The sequence below is a fragment of the Bacillus sp. EB106-02-03-XG38 genome, from assembly GCF_058792175.1.
Genome location: NZ_JBYTED010000008.1, coordinates 109,782 through 123,854 on the forward strand (window position 1 = coordinate 109,782; position 14,073 = coordinate 123,854).

Sequence of the window (14,073 nt, forward strand, 5' to 3'; positions counted from 1 at the left end):
TAAGAATGTCGAATTATACCTTTTTATCCCACTTTAATGGGCAGTAAGACCCCCACTGATTAAAGTTTCACTTTATATAAGAAATTTATATTTAAGAAAGATTAGAGGAATTTTATAAAAATGAAGAAGCCTATCGTTCAATTATTATTGGTATTTACAATTATCTCTATCGTACTCTTACTTTTAGATACGTCTATCCTCTCGCTATATACCTTTGTCGGTGCATTATGGTCTCTTACAATCGTAGGGATATCTTTCGTTATTTTTATTGAAAATAGATCCCCACAGAGTACTTTAGCATGGTTTTTAGTATTAGCACTTCTCCCTGTTGTAGGTGTGCTTTTATATGCACTGTTCGGGCGTAGTCGTTGGAGAAGAAAAAAACATCTACATCGTTCAGAAGAGCAAAGAAAATTATTCCGTGAAATATTAGAAGGAAGACGAGTAGAATTATCACTCACAGTCCCCTTACATGAACGTTCTACACATTTAACAAAAGTCGTGCAAAAATTTGGAGGCGGACCTGCCGCAGATAAAACAACTACAAAGCTTTTAACAAATGGTGATCAAACATTCTCAGAAATTTTGCAAGCTATCGAGCAAGCAAAACATCACATACATATTCAATACTATATTTATAAATCTGATGAAATTGGTACAAAAGTTCGAGATGCTTTAATCAAAAAGGCAAAAGACGGTGTTATTGTACGCTTCCTTTATGATGGACTCGGAAGTAACACTTTAAGAAGACGATTTTTACAACCTATGAAAAAAGCTGGTATTGAAATTGTAGAATTTGACCCTATTTTTTCAGCTTGGTTACTTGAAACTGTCAATTATCGTAACCATCGGAAAATCGTTATTGTAGATGGAGAAATCGGTTTTACTGGTGGACTCAACGTCGGTGATGAATATCTTGGCCGTTCAAAAAAATTTCCCGTTTGGCGTGATAGTCATTTAAAAATAGAAGGAAAAGCGCTATATAAATTACAAGCAATCTTTCTAGAGGACTGGCTTTATGCATCTAGTGGATTGAATACTTATTCCTGGGATCAATTTATGAATAGACAATACTTCCCAGGTAAAGAAATTTCAAGTGCAGAAGGTGCCGTTCAAATTGTAGCGAGCGGACCGAGCTCAGATGATAAAAGTATTCGCAATACATTATTAGCCGTTATGGGATCTGCCAAAAAATCGATTTGGATTGCTACACCATACTTTATCCCAGATCAAGAAACGTTAACATTATTACGTTTAAGTGCAATATCTGGCATAGATGTACGCATTTTATATCCTGGTAAAAGTGATAGTATTATTAGTGACCAAGCATCTCAGTCCTACTTCACTCCACTTTTAAAAGCCGGTGCCTCCATTTACAGTTATAAAGATGGTTTTATGCATGCAAAAATTGTACTTGTTGATGATCAAATTGCTACAATCGGAACAGCAAATATGGACGTACGCAGCTTTGAATTAAATTATGAACTTATTAGCGTACTATATGAATCAGAAACCGTTCATGATATTAGACGTGATTTTGAAGAAGATTTTAAGCATTCCAATGAAATTAAATGGAACGCATTCCAAAAAAGAAGTATCAAAAAACGAATATTAGAGTCTTTTATGAGGCTCATCTCTCCTTTACTGTAAGCAATCAATGTAATATTGATTGCTTTTTCTTTTGTATTTCTCCCCTTTCCTTTTCTTTGCATACCATATTAAAACAAGTTATCATAAGATGTATTACTTTATGAAAATAATGTTAGGTGGGAAATACATGTTAGAACAATTTCATATACATGCTGATTTAAAACAACAGCTCTCAAACATTCACGAAAAGAATAAACAAGAATCTGGTGAAAATGCACATTTAATCGGTACCAAAATATATAAAGCATCTGATAACAGCATTATTGAAGATGCTATTACAGCACTTCTTCTTGGCAAAAACATTCTATTAAAAGGACCGACGGGTAGTGGTAAAACAGTACTAGCGGAAACTCTTTCTTCTTTATTCCAAAAACCAATGCATAGCATTAACTGTTCTGTTGACCTAGATGTAGAAGGTATTTTAGGATACAACACACTACAAACGAAAGATGGCGCATCTGAAGTTACATTCGTTAACGGTCCTCTTATGAAAGCAATGAAGAACGGTCATTTCCTATATATTGATGAAATCAATATGGCAAAACCTGAAACGTTACCACTTCTTCACGGTGCATTAGATTACCGTAAAATGATTACAAACCCGTTTACACAAGAAGTCGTATACGGTGATAACGAGTATCGTGTAATCGCAGCAATTAATGAAGGTTACGTTGGAACAAGCGAACTAAACGAAGCATTAAAAAACCGTTTTGTTATTATTGAAGTTCCTTACATTCAAGGTGATACATTAAAAGAACTATTATTAGCTGAATCAAAATTAAATGATGTTGCAACAATCGAAAAGTTCGTTGCATTTGCAAGCGACCTTATGCCTTTAGCTCGTGATGGACGTGTAAGTGAAGAAGCAGCAAGTATTCGTGGCATTATCGACGCATGTGATTTAGGTGTATATATTCCTGTTATGCGTGCAATTGAACGTAGCATTATCGCAAAATTAAACGATGAAACAGAACAAATGACTGTCCGTGAATTAGCAGAAAGTTATTTCTTTGAGGGATAATTCATGAGACAAATTTTTAGTGACAAAAAAATTGATGCGTCGCTGTTTCTACAAATGGAAAACTTAATGTATGCTCTTCTAAAAGAAGACGATGCCTACCTTGAGTATGGCTATAAAGCATACTACGACGAAATTGAAAAAAAGGTTGTCATTAGTCACTTTTGGGATGATCGAAAAGAAGAGGATACAGTAATCGGATTAAAAAGCGAAGTGTTTTTAAAAGCACTTGGTAATAAACATTACTCGGACATGACTTTAATTCGTTCTTATGCGATTGAATTACAAGAATCACCCTTAAAAAAGTTTTTAACACAATTATTTGTTCTATTAGAAGATTTACGTGTTGAGGAAATTGTAAAAAACTTACGCCCTGGCACAAAGCATATTTTTAAAAGAAGAAAAGAAATGTATCGCAATTACTTCGGCTCACAAAATGAAATCAATCGTGTTCGTAACTATCACGGTGATGGTCTATTTTGTCTCTGCTATCTGTCATTAACGAGCGATAAATATGAAATGTTTAATAATGAATACTTCGAGCAAATTGAAGCAATTTTGCATGAAACATTCCAAGCTCGTAATACAGAAGATATTATGTATATCGTTGAGAAAATTCGCTATCGTTTAGAAGGCCTTCTTGAAAGTGATATGCTTAATAATTATTTCGGACATGCTCCACTTTATTTATCTGTCATCGCAGACGAAAAGAACTGTCGCGTCGAAGATTTAGCAAATGATGATACACAACTCATAGATGACGATGAAAATAAAAACAAAATGGATGAAAGTTTCTCTACATGGCATCGTGAAAATAAAAATAACGAAAACGAGAACTTTTTACGCTTTGAATTAGAAAGCGGAACAAAAACAAATATGATGGGCAATACTGCTCGCGAATCAGAAGATGGCGACCAAGCACTTGGTTCTGTACAAGGTACTTCTCAAAAAAGTACACAATCTAACTTTGATGGTGCTGATACAGAAGAAGCAAGAGCTTCACACGCTTCTAGCCAAAACGACGGTGCATACGGTAAGTATAACGTTGGTGCCTCTCATACATTTAAAGAAGCTCGCAAAGCAAATAGCGATGAGAAAAAAGATTACCAAGTTATCAAATCAGTCGTTAATAAAGATGTAAAAGAATTAAAGAAAATTATCGAAAAAACGATTGAAAATAAAACGAATGCAAATAGTGATAAATATTACGGAAGACTTCGTAAGAAATTCCTTCGTATTTATACTGAAAAGCAGCCGCGCATGTTTTATAAAAAAGGACAAGAATCACAAGAACTCGATGTTGCATTCCAACTACTAGTGGACTGCTCTGGTTCTATGTATAACAAAATGGAAGAAACGAAAAAGAGTGTAGTCCTATTCCATGAAGCGTTGAAATCTTTAAAAATCCCGCACGCTATTAGCGGATTTTGGGAAGATGCCTCTAGTGCTAAACCTGAAGATAAGCCGAACGTGATCCATGAAGTTGTAACGTATAAAAACTCAACGTTACCAAACGTTGGGCCTGAAATTATGCAGCTTCGCGAAGAAGAAGATAACCGCGACGGATATATTATTCGTATCGTTTCTGAAAAGCTTGCGAAAAGACCAGAAAAGCATAAATTCTTACTTGTCTTTACAGATGGTGAGCCTTCTGCGTTAGACTATCAACAAGACGGTATTTTAGATACGCACGAAGCTGTCAAACTTGCTCGTAAAAGTGGTATGGAAGTAATCGGAATCTTCATCGAAGAAGGCGAAGCGAAAGAAGCAACTTATCAATTAATGAAGAACATTTATAACCATCACTTCTTAGTTGCAAATCATGCTGAAGATTTACGTCTGAAAATTAAACCGCTATTGAAAAAGTTATTACTGAAGACGATCGAATAGAAAAACAGGAGCGTTGTCGCTCCTGTTTTTCTATTTCAATCACTTTGTTTCTGGTTGAAACTTGTATGGAATGGCTACTTCTAATAATGCCTCAAATCCTCCATCGTAGAATGGGAATCGTTCATTTGCGATCCTTTGATCCACCCACTCTATTGCAGAAATTTCTTCTTCATCTTCTGCAATAAGTTCACCTGTTACTACATTTGCTCGGAATGTAAACAATAGTGCATGATTCCCTGATTCTTCAAAGAATTTTTCATTGATTGCAACAAGTCCACCTGCCACGGCAGTTAAACCTGTCTCTTCTTTTACTTCCCTTACTAGAGCTTCCCCTAACGTTTCACTCTTTTCAACAGCCCCGCCTGGCAATGACCAAACGTTTTGTTCTACATTATGTACCATTAATATTTTATCTGTTTCCTCATCATGTATTAGTGCATATACGACGTCAACTCTTTGCATGTTGCTTTTCTCCTTCAATTAAAAGGGCCGATTCCTAAGAATCGACCCTTCCTATTAATTCATCACTAACTCAGCTGTGAGCTTTTTTTTTAACTTAGCCAACATGTCCGTTGTCATTTTGTCTAAATCGTATTCTGCTTTAAAGCCCCACTCGTTCATTGCTGCTGTTGCATCAATAGAGTTCGGCCAGCTATCAGCGATTGTTTGACGAGCAGGATCTACAGCGTAATCCATTGTAAACGTCGGAATGTGTTTACGAATGGATGCTGCGATTTGCTCTGGCTCAAAGCTCATTGCTGTAATATTGAACGCGTTTCTATGCACAAGTTTACTTGGATCAGCTTCCATTAATGAAATGATCGCTTGTAAAGCATCTGGCATATACATCATATCCATGTATGTTCCTTCTGCAATGTATGAGGTGTATGCGCCTTTTTTAATCGCCTCATAATAAATTTCAACTGCATAGTCAGTTGTTCCGCCTCCTGGAGGAGCTACGTAAGAAATTAAACCTGGGAAACGCACACCGCGCGTATCAACGCCAAATTTTTGATGATAATAATCACATAACAATTCTCCTGCTACTTTGTTTACCCCATACATCGTAGTAGGACGCTGAATTGTATCTTGTGGCGTATTATCTTTCGGCGTTGATGGACCGAATGCACCGATAGAACTTGGCGTGAAAAACTTACAGTTTAATTCACGAGCTGCTTCTAATGCATTTACAAGTCCTCCCATATTTAAATTCCATGCAAATAACGGATTTTTTTCTGCTGTTGCTGAAAGTAAAGCTGCTAAATGAATAATTGTATCTACTTCATTACGCTTTGCGATATCATGTAGTTTTTGTCCATCTGTTACATCTAACGTTTCAAATGGACCAGACGTTACTACTTCACTATCTGTTTCACGAATATCTGTTGCAATAACATTTGATGCACCGTATACATCACGAAGTTTCATTACTAGTTCAGAACCAATTTGCCCTAAAGAACCGGTTACTAGAATTTTTTTCATTTTCCCCACTCCTCATTTGCAAGCTATTCAAAAGATGCCCTTACTTAAATGATGCCCATTTCTTTCCCTACTTTTTCATACTTACGAATTGCTTCATCTAACATTTCTTTCGTATGAGCTGCTGTAGGCATATTACGAACGCGTCCTGTTCCTTTAGCTACAGTTGGGAACACGATAGATTTTGCATATACGCCTTCTTCATTTAGACGTTTACTAAATTCTTGTGTTAACACTTCGTCACCAATAATACAAGGTGTAATTGGCGTTTCACTTTCTCCAATGTTAAAGCCAAGTTCTTTTAACCCTTGTTTTAAATAACGACCATTTTCCCATAAACGATCGTGCAACTCTGTGCTTTCCATTAAAATTTCAATTGATCGCATACATGCAGCTGCATCAGCTGGTGTTAATGCTGTAGAGAATAAGAATGGACGTGAACGAACTTTTAACCAGTCAATTAAGTTTTGTTTCCCTGCTACATATCCACCAATTACCCCAATTGCTTTTGATAATGTACCAATTTGGAAATCAACTTTATCAGATAGACCGAAATGCTTTACAGTTCCTGCACCTTTTCCAAGTACACCTGAACCGTGTGCATCGTCTACATATGTCATTAAATCTAATTCTTCTGCAATCTCAACAATTTCTGGTAATTTCGCAACATCTCCATCCATTGAGAAGACACCGTCTGTAATTACCATTAATTTATTGTAAAGACCTGATTCTTTCGCTGCGATTGCTTTTTGGCGTAAATCTTCCATATCCGAATGTTTATAAACAATAATTTTTGCTTTTGATAAACGACTACCATCAATAATAGAAGCATGGTTTAATTCGTCTGAAAGAATCGCATCATTTTTATCCATAACGGCTGAAATCGCTGCCATATTACAGTTAAATCCTGATTGGTAAGCAATTGCTGCTTCTGTATGTTTAAACTTTGCAATTGTTTCTTCTAATTTAATATGCAAATCTAAAGTACCGTTAATTGTACGAACAGCCCCTGCTCCAACACCGTACTTATGAATAGCACCAATTGCTGCTTCTTGCAAACGGCTATCTGTTGCTAATCCAAGATAGTTGTTTGAAGATAAGTTAATATATTCTTTTCCGCCAATTGTAATGATCGGTCCATTTGAACTCTCAAGCGGATCAATTACGTTATAAAGCCCCTTTGATTTTAAATCCTCTAAATTTTCTTCTAAAAATTTTGCAAGTGTTTTACTAGACATTGTGAAGCCTCCCATCGTTCATGTAAGCGAATTATTGTCTTAATAGTTCTAATAATCCCTCTACTAGCTTAACACGTTTTCAGAATTTATTATAGAAAAATAGCTTAAAGTAACCGCTTACAATTCTAGATTATATATGATTCATTACAAGAAATCTATCATTTACTTTTCATATTTGGTAGAATAAAAAAATATTTAAGGGGGCTTCAATCATGGCATTTACTGAATCTGATGTATATAATAACGAAGCATTTTTTAAACAATATATGAAACGAAGATACCGAGAAAATAGCCCAAATGAATCACTTGAAAAACCAGCCTTCTTTCAACTCATTGGTGATGTGAAAGGAAAGAAAATCCTCGATTTAGGCTGCGGTGACGCAAAATTCGGCAAGGAATTATTAGAAAAAGACTGCCACTCTTACACTGGTATTGAAGGCTCTGAACTTATGTATGAAAAAGCTAAAAAACAACTAGAAAATAAAAATGGGACCGTCCATTTTTTAAACCTCAAAGACTACACATACCCTCCTGCTACTTTTGACTTAGTAACATCTAGACTCGCCTTACATTATATTGAACATCTTCCTATCATTTTTCAAAACGTGTTTCAAACTTTAAAAATAAACGGAACCTTTACCTTTAGCGTTCAACACCCTATTATTACTTCTTCATTTGAAAGCTTGCAAACGAGCGGAAAAAGAACGAGCTGGCTCGTCGATGATTATTTTAAAACGGGAAAACGCGTTGAACCTTGGATTGATCAAGAAGTTATTAAATATCATCGTACAACGGAAGAGTATTTCACATTGTTACAACAAGCTGGATTTACGGTTACAAACTTAAAAGAAGCTACACCAAATCAAACTTATTTTCAGATTGAAGAAGAATATGAACGTCGGTTACGAATTCCCCTCTTTCTCTTATTCTCTTGCCGAAAATAAAAAAGACGATGAATCCTCATCGTCTTTTTCATTATCTCATTACTTGAGCAACCTCTTTACGTACACGTCTTCCTTTTCCATGAGGAATACAAAGTGGCGTCCCAAATAACGGATCCGTACTGATTTGACATTCCATTCGGAATACATCACGTACTAGCTTCTCATCTACTACTTCTTCCGGCTTACCTTGTGCATATATTTGTTTATCTTGAATGGCTACAATGTTGTCTGCATAACGGCATGCTAAATTTAAATCATGTAATACCATAACAATTGTTCTTTGTTCTGTTTCATTTAATTCAAATAATAAATCTAACACTTCAATTTGGTGAGTCATATCTAAATATGTAGTAGGCTCATCCAGTAAAATAATATCTGTATCTTGTGCAAGCGTCATTGCAATCCAAGCACGTTGACGTTGTCCACCTGAAAGAGCATGCACATCACGCTCAGCAAATTCTGTCATACCTGTTGCAGCAAGTGCTTTTTGTACCATTTCCTCATCTTTTTCTGACCATTGTTTCAGCCATGTTTGATATGGATAACGCCCTTGCTTTACAAGTTGCAATACTGTAAGCCCTTCTGGCGCTTGCGGTCCTTGCGGTAAAATTGCCATTTGACGAGCAATTTGCTTCGTTTGCATATTTTGAATGGCTTGATTATCTAATAAAATGTCACCAGTTGTTGGCTTTAATAATCTAGCTAGTGAACGTAATAAAGTTGATTTCCCGCAACCGTTAGAACCGATAAAGATTGTAATTTCGCCTTTTGGAATCTCTAAATTCAACTCATCAATAATAATTGTTTCATCATAAGACAACGTCAAACGTTTCGTCTCCAATGCTTTTTGCATATTCATCTCCCTTTATGAATTCCGACTTTTATAAAGTAAATAAATAAAATAAGGTGCACCAATTGCTGATGTAAATACCCCTGCTGGAATTTCAAGTGGTGTGAAAACTGTACGCCCAATTAAATCTGCAGCAAGTACTAAAATTGCACCAACAATCGCCGCAACTGGGAGTAATGCACCGTATAAAGAACCAACTAGTCTTCGTGAAATATGAGGCGCCATTAAGCCGACAAATCCAATTCCTCCGGCAAAGGCAACTGCGCCACCAATTAAAGCTGTACTAAGTAATAACATGAATACGCGTGACTTCGTTAAAGGAACACCAAGTCCTACCGCAATATCATCCCCTAGCTCTTGCGCATTTAAATGTCTAGCAGCTATAAATGATACTACTGTTAAAATAAGAACCCACGGCGCAAGTACCATGACGTTTTGCCATGAAGAACCGTACACAGTACCTGTAATCCATATATTTGCTTGACTCGCTTGATAAATTGGCGCAAGCAACATAAACAAAGTCGTTGCCGCTTTCGTTAATGCCCAAAACCCAACACCAATTAAAACAAGACTAATTGGTGATAACCCATCATTTCTCCATGCAAATAAATATACAAAAAGCGCTACAATCGTTGCCCCAGCAAAGGCTGCTAACGGCATATAATGAATGCTTACGGTTAGCGCATTATTTTTATCACTAAATATAGCTAAAAATAAGACAACTGCAACACTTGCCCCGCCCGTAATCCCGATAATATCAGGGGAAGCAAGTGGATTTCGAACAAGACCTTGTAAAATACATCCTGCTACAGCAAGTGCGATTCCTACAAGGATAGCAATCAAAATACGCGGCATACGAAACTTATTTACAACCATATTTGACATCGCATCGCCATTTCCAGTAATCGCTTGCCATACATCATAAGGAGCAATTTTCATATCTCCCATACCTGCACTCGCAAAAAATAATCCTATTAAAACAACTAGTAAACTGAATAAGACGAGACAAGCTCGTTTATACATTAAAAACGAGAGCCTGCCTTTTCCTATACGAAACGGAATATACTTCTTCATTTGCTAAGCCCTCTCTTACGTGCAATATAAATAAAGAATGGGGCCCCGATAAATGCCGTCATAACCCCTACTGGTACTTCTTGTGGCATGATGACATATCTTGCAGCTATATCTGCTAAGATTAATAGTATCGCACCTAACAAGCCGCTATACGGTACTCTCCACCTATGATCTACTCCAACTAGAAATCTGGAAAAATGCGGGATAACAATACCAATAAATCCAATTGGACCTGCGACCGCAACTGAACCACCAGACAGCAGGACAATAATAAGTAATACGAATGATTTCATTAAAATCGTTCGTTGTCCAAGCCCTTTTGCAACGTCTTCTCCCATCATTAATGTATTTACTTTTCCTGCTATCATAAGAGATGCGATCCAGCCCACTAATAAATAAGGGAATACTGATTGTAAAATTTCTAACTTTCTTCCTTGCACAGACCCGGCAAGCCAAAATAATACCTCTTCAAGCGCCTTTTCATTTAAAACAAGTAGCCCTTGTGTTAATGATGAAAATAACGCACTAATTGCGACCCCTGCTAATGTCAGCTTAAGTGGCGTTGTCCCTTCTTTTCCTAAAGAGCTAGAAGCGAATACAAGTACAGCTGCAATTGCTGCTCCTAAAAAGGCAATCCACGTGAAAGCTGATAATGATGTCACTGAAAAAATAACAATTGCTACAACTATGAAGAAAGCAGCACCTGAATTTAATCCAATAAAATCTGGAGAAGCAAGTGGATTCTTCGTTAAAGTTTGCATAAGACAACCAGCAATGGCTAAACTAGCACCAACACTAGCTGCAATTAACGCCCTTGGTAGACGCACATTTTGAATAATAATATGTTCATTGGAACCATTAAAATGGAAAAAAGCATCTAACGCTAATTTCCCACTCGTATTTGTATATCCGAAAATAATACTTCCCCAAATACAAATAATGACTGCAATGATTCCAACAAATAATCCAATCCATTTTGCTTGATTTGTTTTTAATAACATGCAGCGTTTCCCCTTCAATGTATATTGATACGTTGTAAGTGTATTTCAACTTAATTCGCATTGTCAACGGTAATGAGAATTATTTTCATTGACAATTAGGCCATGAAGTATTACTATCATCCTTGCTATCGAAAAAACTTCTCAGTATGTAGGGGGTACATAATGAAATTGACTCAAAAGAAATCGTTTACAGTATTTGTATTTTTACTAGCCTTTTCATTACTTTTAAGTGCTTGTGGAAAATCAAATACGAAAGAAGAAACAAAAGAAAATACGAAAAAAGAAATGATTACGGTGGAACATGCAATGGGTAAAACAGAAGTTCCTGCTAACCCAAAACGTGTAGTTATTTTAACAAACGAAGGAACTGAAGCTTTACTTGAACTAGGTGTGAAACCAGTTGGGGCTGTAAAATCTTGGACTGGTGATCCATGGTATCCACATATTAAAGATAAAATGAAAGATGTAAAAGTTGTTGGTGATGAAGGACAAGTGAACGTAGAAACAATCGCCTCTTTAAAACCAGACTTAATTATCGGTAACAAAATGCGTCACGAAAAAGTGTACGAGCAACTAACAGCAATTGCACCTACTGTGTTCTCTGAAACGCTACGTGGTGAATGGAAAGATAACTTCAAATTTTATGCAAAAGCATTAAATAAAGAAAAAGAAGGTCAAAAGGTTTTAGCTGATTACGATAAAAGTATGAAAGAATTAAAAGCCAAACTAGGCGATAAAGTAAATCAAGAAATCTCTATGGTTCGCTTCATGCCTGGTGATGTTCGTATTTATCACGGTGATACATTCTCTGGTGTTATTTTAAAAGAACTTGGATTTAAACGTCCTGGTGATCAAAATAAAGATGACTTCGCAGAGCGTAACGTATCTAAAGAACGTATTTCTGCAATGGATGGCGATGTATTATTCTACTTCACATTCGATAAAGGAAATGAGAAAAAAGGCTCTGAATTAGAAAAAGAATATATCAACGATCCGCTATTTAAAAATTTAAATGCAGTGAAAAACGGTAAAGCATACAAAGTTGATGACGTTATTTGGAATACAGCTGGTGGTGTAATGGCTGCTAACCTACTCTTAGATGATATCGAAAAACGCTTTGTTAAATAACATTTTTCTAACCAGCTCCCCTTCTATGGAGCTGGTTATTTTTCAATTCACTTAAATGTCACATTATTTCGTTTTGTATTTTTATTCCCAATATGTTATATTATAAAAGTAAATAGAATATATTTTCTTTATATCAGAATAAATATTTTAATCTAAATTTTCTGATTAATCACTATTTTATTTTCTTTTAGAATTCAATTATTACATTTGAAAACGCTTATCATCTCGTTTTCAGGGCAAAATACAATAACGGTCGAAGTGAAATAGAACTTTTTTAGGAATTTTCTTTCTATTTCCATATAATTCTATTGACTTCTAAATATTTTGTAAATTAAAATGATTACATAAATATCCGTTATACAGGATTAGGGGGAAACAAAAATGGATGCAGCTTTAAAATTAGACAAAGCTGGAGAGCAACAATCACCAAAAAAACATCCACCAGGATTGTACTTGTTGTTCTTAACAGAAATGTGGGAAAGATTTAGTTATTATGGAATGCGCGGCCTTTTAGTTCTTTATTTAACGACTGCTGCGGTTAGTGGCGGGTTAGGATTTGATAAGGCGTTTGCAGTGCAATTATATGGTACTTTTACAGCAGCAGTATATTTCATGCCAATTATAGGTGGATGGCTAACGGATCATTATATTACAAGACGTCATGCCATTACCCTCGGCGGAATTATTATGGCAATCGGCAACTTTGTACTATTCTCAATGAATACAAAAACAGGACTATTTCTAGGATTAATACTATTAGTTATTGGTAATGGATTCTTCAAACCAAATATTTCTACACTGTTAGGTGAATTGTATGGTGAAAATGATTCACGTCGTGACAGTGCATTTACTATCTTCTATATGGGTATTAACGTAGGTGCTTTCTTCGCTCCACTTATTTGTGGATTTTTAGCAGAAGATTTCTTTAAAACAAGCGTTGATGGCGTTATGGTTATGGGATATAAATACGGATTCTTAGCAGCTTGTATCGGTATGATTATTGGACAAATTGTTTTCAACTTATTAGCTCCTCGCTACCTTGGTACAGCAGGAACAACAGTTGTTGGTAAAAAAACAAAAAATCAACCTGCAATCGAAAAGAAACCTTTAACAAAACAAGAAAAAAATCGCACTTGGGCAATTGTAATTTTAACTTGTTTCGTAGTATTCTTCTGGGCAGGCTTTGAACAAGCTGGTAGTTCTTTAACACTTTATACAGATAAATTTGTTGATCGTACAATTTTTGGATGGGAAGTTCCAACATCTTGGTTCCAATCCGTTAATCCAGCGTTCATCGTACTCCTTGCACCATTCGTATCTATGCTATGGTTAAAACTTTCTAAATCAAAGCGTGGCGATTTAAAAATACCAACAAAAATGGCATTTGGTATGATTTTACTAGGTATAGGTTACCTTGTTTTAACATTAGCGGTTCTAAAAACTGGAAGTAGTGAAGCTGATATAACTGTTAAAGCAAACTTATTATTCATCGTTATCACTTATATGTTCCATACAATTGGCGAACTATTCTTATCACCAATCGGTCTATCAATGGTAAGTGCAATTGCACCTGTTAAATTAGCATCATTACTAATGGGAGTATGGTTAGCTGGTTCAGGTATGGCTAACTGGTTAGCTGGTAAACTTGCTTCCTTTACACAATCATTAGGCTATCTTGAAGTATTTGCAAGTATCGGTATTATTGTTATCGTCTTAGGGTTTGTACTTCTTCTCTGCTCTAAAAAAGTTGCAAGTATGATGGAATAACACAAAAAAGACGCTTCTAAAATTAGAAGCGTCT

At 35.8% G+C, this 14,073-nt stretch carries 12 protein-coding genes; 6 read left to right on the plus strand and 6 right to left on the minus strand.

Annotated features, from left to right (window positions below; translation table 11 throughout):
- The first annotated feature begins 120 nt into the window (after nucleotides 1–120).
- From AC3WTI_RS25720 to AC3WTI_RS25730, 3 genes are all read left to right on the plus strand, one after another.
- The gene (locus tag AC3WTI_RS25720; RefSeq protein ID WP_087955439.1) at nucleotides 121–1,650 is read left to right on the plus strand and encodes a cardiolipin synthase; all 1,530 of its coding nucleotides are present in this window, start codon (nucleotides 121–123) and stop codon (nucleotides 1,648–1,650) included.
- Between the two features lie 127 nt (nucleotides 1,651–1,777).
- Nucleotides 1,778–2,671 carry an ATP-binding protein gene (locus AC3WTI_RS25725; protein ID WP_087955440.1) on the plus strand — a complete coding sequence of 298 codons (894 nt, stop codon included), beginning with the start codon at nucleotides 1,778–1,780 and terminating at the stop codon, nucleotides 2,669–2,671.
- A 3-nt stretch (nucleotides 2,672–2,674) separates the two neighbouring features.
- A complete protein-coding gene (locus tag AC3WTI_RS25730) occupies nucleotides 2,675–4,558 on the plus strand; it encodes a vWA domain-containing protein (protein WP_087955441.1) in 1,884 nt (627 codons plus the stop codon).
- Between the two features lie 39 nt (nucleotides 4,559–4,597).
- Here the strand turns inward: AC3WTI_RS25730 and AC3WTI_RS25735 are convergent, their stop codons facing one another.
- The 3 genes from AC3WTI_RS25735 to AC3WTI_RS25745 are packed head-to-tail and all read right to left on the minus strand — an operon-like array spanning nucleotide 4,598 to nucleotide 7,275.
- Nucleotides 4,598–5,020 (minus strand): NUDIX hydrolase, encoded by a 423-nt coding sequence (locus AC3WTI_RS25735; protein WP_087955442.1) that lies wholly within the window; start codon nucleotides 5,018–5,020, stop codon nucleotides 4,598–4,600.
- 54 nt (nucleotides 5,021–5,074) lie between these two features.
- Nucleotides 5,075–6,040: an L-threonine 3-dehydrogenase gene (locus AC3WTI_RS25740; protein ID WP_144488460.1), complete on the minus strand. Its 966-nt coding sequence runs from the start codon at nucleotides 6,038–6,040 to the stop codon at nucleotides 5,075–5,077.
- 44 nt (nucleotides 6,041–6,084) lie between these two features.
- On the minus strand, nucleotides 6,085–7,275 hold the full coding sequence (locus AC3WTI_RS25745) for a glycine C-acetyltransferase (RefSeq protein ID WP_000095906.1): 1,191 nt from the start codon (nucleotides 7,273–7,275) through the stop codon (nucleotides 6,085–6,087).
- A 212-nt stretch (nucleotides 7,276–7,487) separates the two neighbouring features.
- On the opposite strand from AC3WTI_RS25745, the gene AC3WTI_RS25750 reads away from it, so the two are divergent.
- Nucleotides 7,488–8,219 (plus strand): class I SAM-dependent methyltransferase, encoded by a 732-nt coding sequence (locus AC3WTI_RS25750; RefSeq protein WP_097840607.1) that lies wholly within the window; start codon nucleotides 7,488–7,490, stop codon nucleotides 8,217–8,219.
- Nucleotides 8,220–8,250: 31 nt separating this feature from the next.
- On the opposite strand, the gene AC3WTI_RS25755 is transcribed toward AC3WTI_RS25750, so the two are convergent.
- From AC3WTI_RS25755 to AC3WTI_RS25765, 3 genes are read right to left on the minus strand one after another with little or no spacing between them, the layout of a single operon-like run.
- Nucleotides 8,251–9,072 (minus strand): ABC transporter ATP-binding protein, encoded by an 822-nt coding sequence (locus AC3WTI_RS25755; protein WP_087955445.1) that lies wholly within the window; start codon nucleotides 9,070–9,072, stop codon nucleotides 8,251–8,253.
- 12 nt (nucleotides 9,073–9,084) lie between these two features.
- Nucleotides 9,085–10,143, minus strand: coding sequence for a FecCD family ABC transporter permease (locus tag AC3WTI_RS25760; protein WP_087955446.1), 1,059 nt, complete (start codon nucleotides 10,141–10,143; stop codon nucleotides 9,085–9,087).
- The gene (locus tag AC3WTI_RS25765) at nucleotides 10,140–11,144 is read right to left on the minus strand and encodes a FecCD family ABC transporter permease (protein WP_097840608.1); all 1,005 of its coding nucleotides are present in this window, start codon (nucleotides 11,142–11,144) and stop codon (nucleotides 10,140–10,142) included. The genes AC3WTI_RS25760 and AC3WTI_RS25765 overlap by 4 nt, the downstream gene beginning before the upstream one ends.
- A 162-nt stretch (nucleotides 11,145–11,306) precedes the next feature.
- Between AC3WTI_RS25765 and AC3WTI_RS25770 the strand changes: the two genes are divergently transcribed.
- Both AC3WTI_RS25770 and AC3WTI_RS25775 read left to right on the plus strand, forming a co-directional pair.
- Nucleotides 11,307–12,272, plus strand: coding sequence for an ABC transporter substrate-binding protein (locus AC3WTI_RS25770; RefSeq protein WP_087955448.1), 966 nt, complete (start codon nucleotides 11,307–11,309; stop codon nucleotides 12,270–12,272).
- A 381-nt stretch (nucleotides 12,273–12,653) separates the two neighbouring features.
- The gene (locus AC3WTI_RS25775) at nucleotides 12,654–14,039 is read left to right on the plus strand and encodes a peptide MFS transporter (protein WP_087955449.1); all 1,386 of its coding nucleotides are present in this window, start codon (nucleotides 12,654–12,656) and stop codon (nucleotides 14,037–14,039) included.
- Nucleotides 14,040–14,073 lie beyond the last annotated feature (34 nt).